This window comes from Thermosynechococcus sp. GLH187 (genome assembly GCF_031583395.1).
GTDB lineage: Bacteria > Cyanobacteriota > Cyanobacteriia > Thermosynechococcales > Thermosynechococcaceae > Thermosynechococcus.
This window is the reverse complement of record NZ_CP134175.1, coordinates 1,497,973-1,513,102: the sequence shown is the minus strand read 5'-3', so window position 1 is coordinate 1,513,102 and position 15,130 is coordinate 1,497,973. Positions and strand designations below refer to the sequence as shown.

At 52.2% G+C, this 15,130-nt stretch carries 16 protein-coding genes; 9 read left to right on the top strand and 7 right to left on the bottom strand.

The features are described 5' to 3' along the window. Window positions 1–104: 104 nt before the first annotated feature. On the top strand, window positions 105–785 hold the full coding sequence (locus tag RHI63_RS07345; RefSeq protein WP_206199599.1) for a response regulator transcription factor: 681 nt from the start codon (window positions 105–107) through the stop codon (window positions 783–785). A gap of 1 nt (window position 786) precedes the next feature. Here the strand turns inward: RHI63_RS07345 and RHI63_RS07340 are convergent, their stop codons facing one another. Beyond that, window positions 787–1,695 carry a ChaN family lipoprotein gene (locus RHI63_RS07340; protein WP_310453576.1) on the bottom strand — a complete coding sequence of 303 codons (909 nt, stop codon included), beginning with the start codon at window positions 1,693–1,695 and terminating at the stop codon, window positions 787–789. 113 nt (window positions 1,696–1,808) lie between these two features. On the opposite strand from RHI63_RS07340, the gene RHI63_RS07335 reads away from it, so the two are divergent. From RHI63_RS07335 to RHI63_RS07325, 3 genes are all read left to right on the top strand, one after another. Next, window positions 1,809–3,068, top strand: a complete 1,260-nt coding sequence (locus tag RHI63_RS07335; RefSeq protein WP_206199597.1) for a bifunctional oligoribonuclease/PAP phosphatase NrnA — start codon at window positions 1,809–1,811, stop codon at window positions 3,066–3,068. A 34-nt stretch (window positions 3,069–3,102) separates the two neighbouring features. Next, on the top strand, window positions 3,103–3,621 hold the full coding sequence (gene sixA, locus RHI63_RS07330; RefSeq protein ID WP_206199596.1) for a phosphohistidine phosphatase SixA: 519 nt from the start codon (window positions 3,103–3,105) through the stop codon (window positions 3,619–3,621). A gap of 91 nt (window positions 3,622–3,712) precedes the next feature. After that, entirely contained in the window at window positions 3,713–4,087 is a 375-nt protein-coding gene (locus RHI63_RS07325; protein ID WP_206199595.1) for a hypothetical protein, read from the top strand. Here RHI63_RS07325 and RHI63_RS07320 read toward each other — a convergent pair. Together RHI63_RS07320 and RHI63_RS07315 are read right to left on the bottom strand one after the other, a co-directional pair. Next, a complete protein-coding gene (locus RHI63_RS07320) occupies window positions 4,056–4,472 on the bottom strand; it encodes a nuclear transport factor 2 family protein (RefSeq protein ID WP_206199594.1) in 417 nt (138 codons plus the stop codon). The genes RHI63_RS07325 and RHI63_RS07320 overlap by 32 nt on opposite strands. A 79-nt stretch (window positions 4,473–4,551) precedes the next feature. Further along, window positions 4,552–5,049 carry an orange carotenoid protein N-terminal domain-containing protein gene (locus tag RHI63_RS07315; protein ID WP_206199593.1) on the bottom strand — a complete coding sequence of 166 codons (498 nt, stop codon included), beginning with the start codon at window positions 5,047–5,049 and terminating at the stop codon, window positions 4,552–4,554. A 303-nt stretch (window positions 5,050–5,352) separates the two neighbouring features. Here RHI63_RS07315 and RHI63_RS07310 point away from each other — a divergent pair, with 303 nt between their 5' ends. The 3 genes from RHI63_RS07310 to RHI63_RS07300 are packed head-to-tail and all read left to right on the top strand — an operon-like array spanning window position 5,353 to window position 9,246. Then, on the top strand, window positions 5,353–6,447 hold the full coding sequence (locus tag RHI63_RS07310; RefSeq protein ID WP_206199592.1) for a glycosyl transferase: 1,095 nt from the start codon (window positions 5,353–5,355) through the stop codon (window positions 6,445–6,447). A 2-nt stretch (window positions 6,448–6,449) separates the two neighbouring features. Further along, window positions 6,450–8,324 (top strand): tetratricopeptide repeat protein, encoded by a 1,875-nt coding sequence (locus RHI63_RS07305; protein ID WP_310800083.1) that lies wholly within the window; start codon window positions 6,450–6,452, stop codon window positions 8,322–8,324. Further along, entirely contained in the window at window positions 8,308–9,246 is a 939-nt protein-coding gene (locus RHI63_RS07300) for a 5'-nucleotidase (RefSeq protein WP_225901520.1), read from the top strand. Before RHI63_RS07305 ends, RHI63_RS07300 begins: the two co-directional genes overlap by 17 nt. 105 nt (window positions 9,247–9,351) lie before the next feature. Here RHI63_RS07300 and RHI63_RS07295 read toward each other — a convergent pair whose 3' ends face one another. Then, window positions 9,352–9,669 carry a hypothetical protein gene (locus RHI63_RS07295; RefSeq protein ID WP_310821396.1) on the bottom strand — a complete coding sequence of 106 codons (318 nt, stop codon included), beginning with the start codon at window positions 9,667–9,669 and terminating at the stop codon, window positions 9,352–9,354. A gap of 254 nt (window positions 9,670–9,923) precedes the next feature. On the opposite strand from RHI63_RS07295, the gene RHI63_RS07290 reads away from it, so the two are divergent. Next, window positions 9,924–10,712: a methyltransferase domain-containing protein gene (locus RHI63_RS07290; protein ID WP_310821395.1), complete on the top strand. Its 789-nt coding sequence runs from the start codon at window positions 9,924–9,926 to the stop codon at window positions 10,710–10,712. Window positions 10,713–10,976: 264 nt separating this feature from the next. Here RHI63_RS07290 and rpiA read toward each other — a convergent pair whose 3' ends face one another. Beyond that, window positions 10,977–11,684, bottom strand: a complete 708-nt coding sequence (gene rpiA, locus RHI63_RS07285) for a ribose-5-phosphate isomerase RpiA (protein ID WP_206199588.1) — start codon at window positions 11,682–11,684, stop codon at window positions 10,977–10,979. A gap of 164 nt (window positions 11,685–11,848) precedes the next feature. Between rpiA and RHI63_RS07280 the strand changes: the two genes are divergently transcribed. Then, a complete protein-coding gene (locus RHI63_RS07280) occupies window positions 11,849–13,507 on the top strand; it encodes an alpha/beta fold hydrolase (protein WP_310743597.1) in 1,659 nt (552 codons plus the stop codon). On the opposite strand, the gene pgsA is transcribed toward RHI63_RS07280, so the two are convergent. Next, the gene (pgsA, locus tag RHI63_RS07275) at window positions 13,492–13,992 is read right to left on the bottom strand and encodes a CDP-diacylglycerol--glycerol-3-phosphate 3-phosphatidyltransferase (protein ID WP_315862926.1); all 501 of its coding nucleotides are present in this window, start codon (window positions 13,990–13,992) and stop codon (window positions 13,492–13,494) included. The genes RHI63_RS07280 and pgsA overlap by 16 nt on opposite strands. Window positions 13,993–14,068: 76 nt before the next feature. Continuing rightward, the gene (glpX, locus tag RHI63_RS07270) at window positions 14,069–15,112 is read right to left on the bottom strand and encodes a class II fructose-bisphosphatase (protein WP_206199585.1); all 1,044 of its coding nucleotides are present in this window, start codon (window positions 15,110–15,112) and stop codon (window positions 14,069–14,071) included. Between the last annotated feature and the right edge of the window lie 18 nt (window positions 15,113–15,130).

The window sequence follows — 15,130 nt, the reverse complement described above, 5'->3', positions numbered from 1 at the left end:
AAATACAGTCCTTTTCTGGGGTACACAGATGAGCACTGGCTGAGCGTATTCCATCCGTGTGAAAAGGGCTGTAAATTAAGTCCTACGGGCATAGGAGACAGCCAATGACAGCAAAATTATTGCTGGTGGATGATGAGCCGGGAGTGCGCGAGGCGGTAACGGCCTATTTAGAGGACAGTGGCTTTGAAGTAACAGCAGTGGCCAATGGTCAAGCGGCTCTGGAGTACCTAGAAACCAATGTGCCCGACCTGATTATTACGGATATTATGATGCCGCAGATGGATGGCTATGCTTTTTTGGAAACAGTGCGCCAACAGCCCCATCTCAACCATATTCCCGTTATCTTCCTCACAGCGCGGGGCATGAAGCGCGATCGCATCCAAGGGTATGATGCTGGCTGTGATGCCTACCTAGCCAAACCCTTTGACCCCGATGAACTGGTGGCCATCATTAAAAATCTGCTGCGGCGGCAAGCGGCTGCTCGCGATGAGGCCGAACCCAATCTGGCCAATCTAGCCCAACAAATTGCCGAACTGCGGGCAATGCTCGTCCAACAGGGCAAACGCAATCCCACGGCTCCCCCAATTCAACTGGATCTCACCCCCCGCGAAGCCAGTGTGCTGCAACTGGTGGTCAAGGGTCTGATGAATAAGGAAATTGCCAGCCAACTGAATACCAGTGTTCGCAATATTGAAAAGTATGTCAGTCGCCTCTTTGTGAAAACCGGTACCAGTAGCCGCACAGAACTCGTGCGCTTTGCCCTTGAACATGGCTTGGCTGATTAGGTTAGAGAGAGGGATCATTTTGCCAGAACCAGTCGGCAATGCGGGGTTTGGCTTTTTCCGTTGCTGTCGGGTTGAGGAGGATAATTGCTTGGCGGAGGTTGGGGGAGAGCCGTCGCTGTACCCGTTGGGGAATGCCATCGCCAAAATAAACATGACCCCGCCCTGTCAGCACCACAATCAGGCGATCGGGATGCCGCTGATGCTGTTTAGCAATGACTTTGGCCATGGTTTCATCCCAAAGGACTTGAGCTTGGTAAAAGAAGTCAAAATTCATACTGTGGCTCATCCCTTGATGGGCAGCAACAAAAATCTCCTGCAGGCGATCGCGATAGGCAGTGTTGCTCAAGTCAATATCTGATAGGGGTGGAATATAGCGAAAATCATCTTCCCCTAAGCTCTCGAGACCTTGGCGTGCCACTTGGCGGGTGACTTCGGTGGGCGTATTTAGGGCAATTAGGGGAATCTGCTGCTCCTTGGCAAAGCGAAAAATCGGTGCATAGAGCGACCAAGGGAAGCCCCAGCGCTGAGCATATTGGGTTTGCTCCAGCAGTTCCATTTCCGTAATTTCACCGCCAATGTAGGCATCAAGGGCGCTTTGAAAGGGGCGCTGCATCATTTCTAGGGCGATCGCTAGGGGGCGACCCCGCCGTTGCAATTCCTGCAAAATCAACAGTTGCGCCTGATGGTCAGCAGCGCTGTCATGGGTTTCACCCAAATAGAGGATGTGTTTCTGCTGCCACTCATCGTAGGCTCGCTGCAAGGATACCAATTCACTGCCTCGCCACACCTGCTGCGCTTTCACACTGTGGGTTCCCGCCAAAAACAGCGCGATCGCTAAAGTAAAAGCTAAAGGCTGCCAAGCATGGGACGATCGCCACTGGCGCAACCGCTGTCCAAGGGGGGATGCCAAACGATAAAATATCTGCCAAGATCGAGATAGAGTCGTTGACGGTATGGTGACGACAATTATCTTCTGCGCGTTCCCCATTGGGTTCAACCCTGTTATCCAACGCTGAAACAACTATGCAATCTCCCTATCCACTTGAACTCAGTGACCCTGCTGCCAGTGACGTCGGTTCTACTCATCCTGAACTGAATGGTAACGCACTGGTGAAATCGGAGACGACCTCTACAGAATTGGCCAAGGCGGAAGTTCGCTTGAGTGACCCTCGTGCCGAAGCGCTGCGGCAAATGTTGGAACGCCATCGCGGTACGCGGCAGTTGATTATTCTCCAAGATTTTCCTGACCCCGATGCCCTCTCTTCGGCATGGACCTATAAGCTTATTGCTGAGCAGTTTGAGATTCAGTGCGATATTGCCTACGCCGGTGCCCTGAGCCATCAGGAGAATATCACCCTAGTGCGGCTGACGGGGATGCCCCTTGTGCGCTGGGCGGTGCAAGGTACGAAAAATAAAGATCAGCGGGATTGTACCTGTTACCAAGGCTACGTTCTCATTGACAACCAAGGCACCACCAGTCAATTGCTGCCCATGGTACAGGAGGCAGGCCTGCCCGCGATCGCCATCATTGATCACCACAGTCTCCAAGAAGTCATTCAAGCCGAGTTTACAGACATTCGACCCACGACCCGCGCCACGGCTACCATCTTTACCCAATACCTGCAAGCGGGGCTACTCACCCTCGACAGTAGTAACCCAGTTCACGTGAAATGTGCCACGGCTCTGATGCATGGCCTGCGCTCTGACACCGATTGCCTCAAACAAGCCAAAGAAGAGGACTTTCTCGCAGCCGCCTTCCTGAGTCGTTTTATTGATTATCAACTGCTGAACACCATTTTGCAGTCCCACCGCTCGAAGCAGGTGATGGATGTGATCGAGCGATCGCTGAAAAACCGCTCCATTCACAACAATTTCTCAATTTCTGGCGTGGGCTATATCCGCTACGAAGACCGCGATGCCATTCCCCAAGCGGCGGATTTCCTTGTGACTGAAGAGAACGTCCACACTGCCGTTGTCTATGGCCTCGTCCACGACGAAGATGAAGAAGTGGAACTGATTATCGGTTCGCTGCGCACAACAAAAATTACCCTTGACCCCGACGAATTTATCAAAGAGGCCTTTGGTAAGGATCGCCAAGGACGCTTCTTTGGTGGCGGTCGCTCCCAGGCCGGCGGTTTTGAAATTCCCGTGGGCTTCTTGTCGGGTCTCAATGAAAATCCAGAATACGCTAAACTCAAGTGGAGCGTTTACGATACGCAGATTAAGCAGAAGCTCCTCCACCTCGTCAATCCGAAGAACAATGTCCTCCACGGTACGGAGTAAGGCACTGTTTGTAGTAATCAAGTTTTAGGTCTTTATGACGGAGCTAACAGTCTTTTTTTTCCGCCACGGAATCGCGGTCGAACGGGAAGTGTTTGAAGGCAGTGATAGCGATCGCCCCCTGACGGCCAAAGGCGAAAAGAAAACCCAGCAGATTGCGCGGCGGTTATTGGATCTAGGCATTGAAGCAGAACTGATTCTCTCCTCCCCACTAGTGCGGGCACGGCAAACCGCAGAAATTCTCCTTGAAGTGGGGGTTGCCCCCGATCTGATGATTTCTGACCTGTTGGCGCCAAGCGGTCGTTTGCCAGATTGGCTGCAGTGGCTGAACCACTGGCGTCAAGACCATGAGGGAGCCCTGATTGCCGTGGGTCATGAACCCAATCTTAGTCACTGGGCAGAACTGCTCATCTGTGGCAAAGCCTTGGGACACCTCCAGCTCAAGAAAGCCGGCATTATTGGCCTGCAGATTCCAGAAACCGATCCCCTTGGTAATAGTCAACTCTTTTGGCTGACGCCTCCCAAGTTTTTACTCAATGGCAGTGGCCTTGCCTGACTACAGGTGTCCATTCCGATGCTTCGACCCTCTCGCCACTGCTCTCCCTAAAGCGACACAATAGAAGTACAGCCTGCCACAGGATAGAATCGTGAATTCTGAGTCGGAAATTACGGAGCATTTACCGCCCGATGTTCTCAGTTGGCTGTATGCCTATCAGCGGGAGCATCAATTTACTAGCCTTGAAGCGGCAATTGTTGACATTGTCTGCAAGTTTTATATTCAAGCGGAGCATTTGCCTGAACGGCTGGCGGATCTAGAGCGACGGGTGAATGCCCTTAGCCGTGAAGTGATTCATCTGCGCCAACAACTGCCCGAAAACTACGATCGCCTACGGGAACAGTTGGCAGCGGTGCGTCTGAGTCATTCGGGCATTCTCCACAATTTGCGCGATCGCGTGGAGGCCTTAGAGTCCGAGGTGTTTTCCGGTCGCCCTAGCGCTGCTGACGTAGAGGCTGATAGTTGAGGAGTTCCTCCAAGGTTGCCAGCAAATCCACTTTCACAAATGTGATTTGATCCTCAGCATTGAGGCCAAATTGCCAAGCCACATTGACGCTAAAAAGGCGGAGTGTAACTTTACCCACAAGGCGGTAGCGACGTTCTGTGCCCTCTGTGCTTAGTAGTTCTCCTTTAAGGGGTTCTGCCCGCATACCCACGGCTTCAAGGTGGAGATAATGGGCGATCGCCCCCCGACCCACCACAGCATCCTCAAAGGGCGGATAGAGAACTCCTTCTTCAGCAAACAGAGCGGCCACAGCCTCGTAGCGTTCCTCATTGAGGGCAGCAAAATAGGCAGTTATAGTTGGCTCATCAATGCCGAGAATGGGACTTCCTTGAACAGGATGGGTCATGGTTTCAGTTCCTCAGTGGTTTGTATCTGGACAAAAAAAGGGAGCACATTGCCCCCTTGCGTAACCCATGGCATCTTAATTAGACGGCAAGTGGATCCACCCCCATGGCGACCACTGCATTCCGCAGGACAGTAATCTGTTGACCAAAGTCAAGGGCTTTGATGGCTGCAAACACGCGATCGGCATCGCGGCTGAGGGTATAACCGGGGGGCACAGGTACCACAAACCCCTGTTTCATCAGTTCTGCCAGTTGATACCAGAAGGCGAGCTTGGTGTTGGGGCTAAAGACACCGTAGGCACGGGTGAGAGGGGTGTCCACATTGGCCACCAAGTCGCGCATGAATTGAAGTTGATCATCGAAACTGAGTGCTTTGACCTGATTGAGCAGCCCTTCCGCCAGTTGTAGGCGAGCCGTACCGGGAGCGGCGGCTGTAATCGAACGACCCGTTTCGGTGTAGATGAACCACAGAAGTCCTAGTTTGTCATCCACACTCAGGCAGTTGAAAAGAGTGGTAACCTCTTGAACGGCTGTGGCCAGTGTCGAGGGAGTGAAACGAGTATCGGTGGTATAGGTCATACAGCTTCAGAGATGTTGAACGTCTAGCGTGTTGCTATGCTTATCTCTGCCTCCTAGTCAACAGTATGTTACATATCTTCATAAAAAGCAACACAAGTTTATAAATACCAGTAATAAATCTATCTTATGCTTCATTTGAATAGAATGAAATAAATCTATTATAGCCACCCAGAGCGAGACGGGTCTGATTTGAGCCATCTGTTCCCCGCCTGTTCGCACTTCTTCAGAAAAAAGCGGTTTGGCACACCAATCGAGAGTTGTTACAAATGTTAAGATTGCATCGGTTTTGGCAAGAACACACCTGTGGCTCGACCGACCCTCTACGTGGCAATCACAAACCATGGCTTTGGTCATGTGGCGCGGACAACGGCGCTGGTGAATGCCATTCGCCGCCAAGTGCCGGATCTCTTGCCACTGATCGTGACGGCAGCTCCCTATTGGTTGTTGCAGGCGAATCTGGAGGGGGAGTTTATTCATCGTCCCCGTGCCCTTGATCTGGGGGTCGTACAAGCCGATAGTTTGCAAATGGATTTGCCTGCAACCCGTGCCAAGCTCTTGGAACTTCAGGCGGCAGCCCCTGAGTTGATCCGCGCCGAGGCAGAGTTTATTCAGCAAAATCGGGCACAGTTGGTGCTAGCGGATATTCCCCCTTTGGCGGTGGCGATCGCCCATGCAGCGGGGGTGCCCTGTTGGATGGTTAGTAACTTTGGCTGGGATTTTATCTATCGCTCCTTTGGCGATGACTTTAGCGAGATTGCGGATTGGGTGAGTAATCTTTATAGCGGGTGCGATCGCTTGTTTCAACTGCCCTTTGCGGAACCCCTCAATGCCTTTCCCCACAAGGAATCCGTGGGACTGACGGGAGCCGAACCGCGTTTTGAGCCAGAGGAGTTGCGGCGGCGCCTTGGCCTCACCACTCCCCGCGATCGCACAGTTCTTTTAACCTTTGGCGGCCTGAGCTTGCAAGCGATTCCCTATGAGACCCTCAAGGGGTTTCCCGATTGGCAGTTCCTTACCTTTGATACCAGTGCCCCTGAGGACTTACCGAACCTACGGAAGCTCTGTGGCCGCCAATTGCGCCCGGTGGATGTGATGCCTCTCTGTGGTCGAGTCGTGTCCAAGCCCGGCTATGGCACCTACGCGGAGGCCTGTCGCTTGGGGGTACCGGTGGCAACGATTCGTCGTGATGATTTTGCTGAAGGGCCTGTTTTGGTGGCGGGATTGCAGGCACATCATTTCCATCAAATTCTCACCCATGAAGAATTTTTTGGTGGTCACTGGCACTTTTTGCACGCAGAACCCCAGCCGCCCCAAGACCCCACCCCCTTGGATCTCAATGGCAATTCTATGATCGCCACCGCTGTTGCCTATTATTTGAATAACTGCTCATCACAATAGCCGTGGGTATCTTTAGATGGCGAACCGCCTCGCTGCTAAAAAAGGCTTGGCAACTGTATCAACAACAGCACTGGAGCGGAGCACAACAGTGCGCACGTCAAGTTATTGAAGAGACCCCGCAGCCAGAGGCCTATTACCTATTGGGGTTAATTGCTGAACAACTGGCACAGCCCCTTGAGGCACAGGCAGCCTATGAGCAGGCGATTGCCCTTGAGCCGTGGCATGCCCCTTCCCATTATCGCTTGGCAGTTGTTCTCCATGATTTGCTGCACCAACCGGCGGCTGCGCTACCCCACTACCAACGCGCCCTTGAGGTGAAGCCGGAGTGGGTGGAAGCCCATAGCAACTTAGGAAATGCCTATCTGGACTTGGGGGACACTGAACGGGCGATCGCCTGCTACCAAAAAGCCCTATCCTTGAATCCCGACTTGCCCACAACGCTGTATAACTTAGGACTCTGCCTACACGCCCAAGGCAAGCTCACAGAAGCGAGTGCTTGCTACGAACAGTCACTGTACCTTGAACCGGGTCAAGCCGATGTCCACAACAATCTGGGCAGTGTCTATCTTGAACTGAAAAATTATGAGGCAGCGATTCGCCAGTTTCAGGCCGCCTTGAGTGCTAATCCAGAACTGTTGGCAGCCCACTACAATCTGGGGTACGCTTTGCATCTACAGGGTAACCTCGCGGCGGCGCGCGATCGCTACCAAGAAGTGCTCCTGCGGGATAACAAGCACCAACAGGCGCTATTGCAACTGGGTCAAATTTGCCTCAGCGAAGCGGATTTTACGGGAGCAATCAGCTACTACCAACGCTGTCTGAGTCTTGACTCCCTCAATGGTGCGGCTCATGCCGGGTTGGCCACAGCGCTCTTGGAAACGGGGGATCCGCAAGCAGCTCTCCATCACTTTCGCCAGGCCGTTGCCTTAGACCCCGATGCAGTGGATGTGCGCCTCAACTTTGCCCTTGTGCTGCTGCTGCTGGGACATTTCCCAGAAGGATGGGAAGAATATGAATGGCGCTGGCAGCAACCCACTGGAGGATTACGCACCTATCCGCAACCCCGTTGGCAAGGTCAATCCCTAGAGGGGAAAACCCTCTTTGTCTATAGTGAGCAGGGGCTAGGGGATTGCATTCAGTTTGTGCGCTTACTGCCCTTGATGGCGCGGCGTGCCCAACGGGTGATTTTTGCTGCTTACCCGCCCTTGGTGCGTCTTTGTCAAACACTGCCGGGGATTGAAGTGATAAGCACCGAGGAGACGCCTCCCCCCTTTGATTACCATACCCCCCTGCTGAGTCTGCCGCGCTACCTAGGTATTGATAAAGACCACTTTCCCAAGTTCAGTCCCTATTTTCAGTTACCCACCCCCCTGCCCCGCAGTATTTTTCATGTGTCCAAACCGCGGATTGGTTTGGTCTGGGCTAGCCATAGTCAAACGCGCACCACGGCGCAGCGGTCTTGTCCCCTTGAGTACTTCCTGCCTCTCCTGCGGGAATTTGATGTCCAATGGTATAGCCTGCAAAAGGAGCGATCGCGCCTCGAGGGTGAACAATTGCAGCAGGCGGGAGTGATTGACTGCCAGCCCTACATGGGGGATTTTCTGGATACGGCGCTGTTGATCCAGCAGTTGGATGCTGTGGTAACAATTGATACGGCTGTGGCACACTTGGCGGGTGCCCTAGGGAAGCCCCTGTGGATCCTGTTGCCCTTTGTGGCGGATTGGCGGTGGCTCTGGCAGCGATCGCGATCGCCTTGGTATCCTTCGGCGCAGTTAATTCGTCAGCCCCAGCGGGGAGATTGGCAAGGGGCGATCGCCCAATTGCGGACTGCTCTTGAATCCCACTATCGGATGCTCAGCAATGGGGTATCCAATTGAGAAGAAATTAGTGATTGCGGTGGCCTCCAGTGCCCTCTTTGATTTGGGGGAGGCGGATGATGTCTTTCGCAATGAGGGGACCGAAAAGTACCGCCAATTTCAGCGGGAAAGGAAATACGATGTCTTGCCGAAGGGGGTGGCATTTCCCTTTATTCGCCGCTTCTTGAATCTCAACCGTGCCTATCCCGAACAAGAACCCGTGGAGGTCGTGCTCCTTTCCAGAAACGATCCCGATACTGGTCAGCGGGTCTTCTATTCAATTCAGCACTACGGTCTGAACATTACCCGCGCCGCATTTTTGGGCGGCAAATCCCCCCATCCCTACATTCCTGCCTTTAATGTGTCTCTGTTTCTCTCGGCAAATGCCAAGGACGTGCAGCAGGCGATCGCGGCTGGGTATCCAGCGGGCATGGTGATTCGATCGCCCATCACCGATCACGAAGACGATGCTGAGTTACGGATTGCCTTTGACTTTGATGGTGTGCTAGCGGATGATGAAGCGGAAGCCGTCTTTCGCCAAGGGGATCTCGAGCAATTTCAAGCCCATGAACTGCAAAAGGCCAACATTCCCCATAATCCGGGACCCTTGAGTGATCTTTTTAAGAAACTGGCAGCCTTTCAACAATTGGAAATGGCAAAAGAGCAGCAGGATGCCAGCTATCAGCGGCTGTTACGGATTGCGATTGTGACCGCACGCAATATCCTTGCTAGTGAACGGGTGGTGACCACCCTCAACAGTTGGGGCGTCATGCCGGATGAAACCTTTTTCCTTGGCGGTATGGAGAAAATACGGGTTCTCAAGCAACTCAAACCGCATATCTTCTTTGATGATCAACTGACCCATCTAGAATCAGCAGCGGGTTCGATTCCCTCAGTGCATGTCCCCTTTGGTGTGCGCAATTGTGACATTCTCCCTCCCTAACCCAAGGGTATCGTGAAGGCTTCCAATATTGCTATCAGAACTTGACCGCAATTCCCCGTACCACCAAGCAGTGCTATTGGCAGTGCAGTACGCTGGCGGCATTTATTATGGGCAGACCCGACGCCCATTCATCTGAACAACGGAAACATCTAGCTCGCGATCATCAAGTTCAAGTTTGCCACTGGCAGTAACAACGCCGCCCACCCTAAGAACGCCATTGCGCAGGGCAGGTTTGCAGGCATCCGGTAGATTGAGCTTGTAGCGTTGGTTATTGGCCTCAAGTAAGACTTCATCATCATCAACAACCGCCGTAATTCGACCCGTAAGCGTGGCGGGCACCTCCTTACCAGCACGGCTGGCGATCGCTCCTGTGCTCAACATTCCTGCCACTCCTAATGCCAATACCAACCAACGCAATCGCATGGTACAAATCCTCAAGTAGAAAGTTTCCCAATAATTTGACGAGCGATCGCCCCCAAGAGTTCAATTAAGTTTTCTCTGCCGACGGATCTATTCAAATTTCCTAAAGTCTGATTTTGGCGTTGAATCCCTCGGAGTCTCTCTATAGGAGGCTTTGAGTATTTTTAGTAGCTTTGTAGAAAATAATTTGACACCCCTCGCAGGGGATCCCTCGGAACAGGGGGCTGCAATCCGCTCAGGGAGAGGCTATATTAAAGATGCTCTTGCTTCCCTTCGGGGAAGTAGGTCGAATGGAAACAAAAGGAAAAGTAAAAATGTATTTACGTAAGAACAATGATTTACTCAGCTACAATGAAAGATTATTTTCCAAAGGAATTCGTAAACACTTGCATCTTGCTCGCTTTCGATGGGTTTCATCTGTTTTATTGGATTTAAAGGTTACTCAATCAGATTATTCTATCCTTGAACTTGGCTGTTATGATGGCAAGTTGATAGATTTCTTGCCAGTTCAACCCTCTCGATATGTGGGATTTGATGCAAATTGGGAAGGAGGCCTAGATCTAGCAAAGAAAAAATACCATAATTGTCATCAATTTTCCTTTTTCGAATGTAAATCTCCGGAGCAAATGTCGCTTAGTAGCGAGGATAGATTCAATATGGCTGTGGCAATGGAAATCTTTGAGCATATTCCGGAATCAATGGTTGATGCGTATCTCCAGAAGATAAAACTGCACCTTAATGGATTTTTCTTCATTACAGTTCCTAATGAAAAAGGAATTGTTTTTTTAGCAAAATTTCTCACAAAGAAATTCTTGTTGAATAGCAAAGACTGTGAAGATTACTCTTTTTCTGACGTAATAAATTCCACTCTCGGGCGGCTAAATTTTGTGGAGCGAAATCAACACAAAGGTTTTGACTATCGTTTACTGATTAATCAGATTGAAAAATATTTCGATGTGATAGGAGTATTTGGACTTCCGTTTACCTTTTTGCCGGCCTTTTTTGGCTTTACGATTGCCATTATTGCGAAATCGAGAGGGTCTTGAAGGGAATGTTAGTGGTGTAGAGCATGTGTGGTATCACGGGCTTCTGGCACGCTGGGGGTATGGCCGTGGGCGATGCGGAAACCACCGCCCGCCGCATGGCCGACACTCTGATTCACCGCGGTCCTGACGATGCGGGAGTGTGGGTGGATGAGACAGTTGGCATCGCCTTGGCGCACCGGCTTGCTTCCCTTCGGGGAAGTAGATCGAATGGAAACGGAAGTAGATCGAATGGAAAATGGAAACCGTGGAAACATGGAAAAACTGCTAGGCCATTTCACGCACACGGGGCTGGCCATCCACAATCTCACCAATGAGGATGACATCGGCCACGTTGACAAACAGGCCATTTTCGACAACGCCGGGGATGTTGTTCATCGTTTTCTCTAGTTCGGCGGGGTTAGAAATGTCATCAAATTTGACATCAAGGACAAGGTTGCCTTGATCCGTCACCACTGGGCCATCTTTTTTCACCCCCATGCGCAGTTCAGGCTGCCCCCCAAGAGCTTTCAGGGCACGAGTCACCGGAGCCACGGCAAAGGGTAACACTTCCACGGGCACAGGGAAGGTAGAACCCAATTTCTGCACCAGTTTACTGCTGTCCACCACCACCAAGAACTGATCCGCAAGGGAATCAACAATTTTTTCACGGGTATGAGCCGCCCCACCCCCTTTGATCAAGTTTTTGGCGGGATCAACTTCATCGGCACCGTCAATGGCGATGTCTAATTTCTCCACATCATCAAGGGTGACTAGGGGAATGCCATACTTTTTGGCGAGGACAGAGGCTTGAAACGAGGTGGGCACACCAGCGATGTTGCTCAGTTCCCCATTGCGCAGGCGATCGCCCAAAAATTGAATGACAAAGGCCGTGGTTGACCCAGTGCCCAAGCCAACAATCATTCCAGACTGCACGCGATCGGCAGCAGCTTTGGCAACGGCCTGCTTCATTTGCTTGACTGCATCCTCACTCATGGGCAAATTCCCTCATTTTTTCCAAAAGCACAATACCATAGCGGCCGCCCTTTACAGCCCTTTTCAGAGAGTCGGAACCTAGCCCTCAGGCTGCCAGTCCTTGGAGTTGCAGGTGACGTTGCAAACAACGATAATGCTAGTGATTAAGTGAGGGTATCTCAGGGATGGCGATCGCGCGCACGCGGAAAAAATGGCAGTGGTTCTCTCTGTTGGGCGCAGCAGCAACCGTTTGGGCACAGGCGGGACTGGCTGCCGAGCAAATTAGCCTTGTTTATCCGCCCTTCGGCACATTCAACATCCAAGTGAGTGACCTTGCCACATTTGCCAAAACGGGGAATGCGAGTTCGGAGCTAAGATTTTTAATTCGGCTACTTCCCAACGCTCAAGAATCCAACTTGCGCGAAGGCTTGACCACACGCATGGACTTAGAACCAACAACCGTTAGCCAGTTTGTCAAAAGTCCCATTGGTCAAAGCTTTTTAGAGCGCATTGGCCAAGTTATTCGGGCAGATAATGATGTCAATGGAGGCCCAGCCCTTGGGGAAGCCCTGAAAACCGCCGCCAGTTCCCCCGCAGGCATTACCCTGCTCTCAGTACTACAAGCCTTTCCCGGCAAGAGTGTTAAAGTCAATGGTGAACTCGGTCTGAAGGCAGTGGGTGCCTTTACCCGTGCAGTGAATCAAGAACAGCGGGCGCAAGACTTTATCGAACGCTTGGCGCAACTCCAACCAAGAACGCCACTGCCTGCCAGTGGCCTTAATCCTGCCCAAAAAGGACCCTTCCAGTGGCAAAAGCAAAAACTTGAATTCACCAATCCCAATCGCACCACAGGCCCCATTCCCGCAGATCTCTATGTCCCCATAGGGATGATCGCACCAGCCCCCCTCATCGTCATTTCCCACGGTTTAGCCTCAGACCGCACGACGTTTGCCTACTTAGCAGAGCACTTGGCCAGTCATGGATTGGCAGTTTTGGCAGTCACTCACCCCGGTTCGGATGCCAGCCGAATTAATAGTTTTCTCTCCGGGGCACCCCTCGACTACGAGAACTTGCCAAAGGATTGGGCACAGCGCCCCTTGGATTTGAAATTTGGTGTGGATGCTGTCGCGGCGTTAGTTCAGAAAAATCCAGCCCTAAAAATTGACACCAATAATGTGGGGCTATTTGGCCACTCGATGGGGGGCTTTACCGTGTTGGCGGCAGCAGGGGGGACTGTTGACTGGAATGCCGTCAAACAACGCTGTCTAGCAGCCGCTCGTGATCTCTTTATCTTTAATATCTCAGTGCCCCTGCAATGTCGTAGTCTCGGTCTTGCCGCTGTGCCCTCTACACCGGCGGATCCACGGGTCAGGTCTGTGATTGCCGTCAATCCAGTGAGTAGTATCCTCATTGGCGAACGGGGCATGGCCAATATCAAGGTGCCCACACTCATTGTTTCCAGTAGTCGGGATGTCTTTGCGCCACCCTTAGAGGAGCAGATCTGGCCTTTTACATGGTTACAGGCGCAGCCCAAGTACCTTGCCATGCTCGTGCCCGGTACCCACTTCTCGGCAGTGGGGGTCAGTGAAGCGGGAGTATTACCGGTTCCCAATGATCTCATTGGCCCGAACCCACAGTTGGCACAGCCCTTTTTCAAGGGACTGGCGGGGGCTTTCTTTGGCGTCTTTAATCAAAAAAACGAGTCCTTGCGTCCATTCCTGAGTCAAACCTTTGTCAATCAGGTGACCCAGCCCACTTTTCAAGCCTATTGGGTGGATCGCATCAATCCCCAGCAGTTGCAGGAGGTGCTCGCGGGGCGCATTGGCACTCAACCACGAAGATAAAGTGCCCCAGAAATCAGTGTGAGGGCGATCGCCCCCCCATAAACAATGAGGATTCCCCCCTGCCAACTGGGTGGTAAGGGAGCGAGAAGCAACGCCACGGCCATAATCTGGCTAAGGGTTTTTGCTTTACCCCAGAGATTGGCGCCCTGAATTTGAGATTGCTGAACCCGCCAACTAGCAATGCCTAGTTCCCGAAAGAGGATCAACGCCACAGACCATGCGGGCACCTCTCCCCATTCAATGCACAGCAACAGGGGCACCAAGATTAGCAACTTATCCACGAGCGGATCCAGCACCTTGCCCAAATCCGTCACCTGATTGAGACGGCGAGCAATGTAGCCATCCAGCCAATCCGTGAGGGCTGCCACCAAAAATAAACCCACCCCCCACCAACGGTACACGGCACTGTGATTCAACGAGAGCAGACCCACTATCACGGGCACGATCAACAGGCGCGCAAGGGTAATTGCTGTGGGTAGAGTCAAGGGCATCGCTATTCCCGAAGATAAAAAGAAAACCCCCTCACCGGGAGGGAGCTAATTTTCTTTCACCGAGCAGCGCTTAGTACAACTGCAGCGACTTCAACTGTTTATCGAACATGTGAATGGTATCGACAAAGCGAGCCGTTTTCGACTGCGTGGAAATGACCAAAGATTGGGTACGGGCGCCACCTTTGAAGAAGCGCACCCCTTTCATGAGCATACCGGGCGTAATACCACAGGCGGCAAAGAGAACCGTTTCCCCAGAGGCCAATTCCTCTGCTTCATAGACCTTGTCGGGATCAGTGATGCCAGCTTTTTTGAGTTCTTCGAGGTTGCCTTCGCGGGTGCGATTCGCCCATTCCTTGGTCATGACCACAGCGGGATCATAGACCAGTTGCCCCTGGAAGTGCCCACCCAAGGCACGCATGGCAGCAGCGGAAATCACTCCTTCAGGCGCAGCACCAATACCCATCAGGGCATGAATGTTGGTACCAGAGAAAGCACAGGAGAGAGCAGCGGAGACATCGCCATCGGAGATCAGTTGAACACGGGCACCCGCATTGCGAATTTCTTGAATCAAGTCATTGTGGCGATCGCGCTTCATCACCACCACCACTAACTCATCAATGGCGCGGTCAAGGCATTCCGAGAGAATTTTCAGGTTTTCTGTCGCCGAGTTGCGAATATCCACTTTGCCCTTAGCAGCAGGGGGCGCCGCCAATTTCTTCATATAAAAGTCGGGAGCCGCAAACAGCCCCCCTTTTTCAGAAATAGCCAGTACTGCCATTGATCCAGGTTGGCCATAGGCGCAGAGGTTTGTCCCTTCACAGGGGTCAACGGCAATGTCAATTTCAATGAGTTCTTCGGGGTTACAGTATTGGGCAGCATCGGGACGGGTACAAATGCCCACTTCTTCGCCAATGTAGAGCATTGGGGCTTCATCCCGTTCCCCTTCGCCAATCACAATACGACCGCGCATATGGATTTGATTCATGCGGTTGCGCATGGCATCCACGGCGACCTGATCCGCCATGTGTTTGTCACCTTTGCCCATCCACCGCGCTGAGGCGATCGCCGCTTGCTCGACAACTTCTATAATCTCTAAGCCGATGACGTTATCCACACAACCCTCCTAACTGCA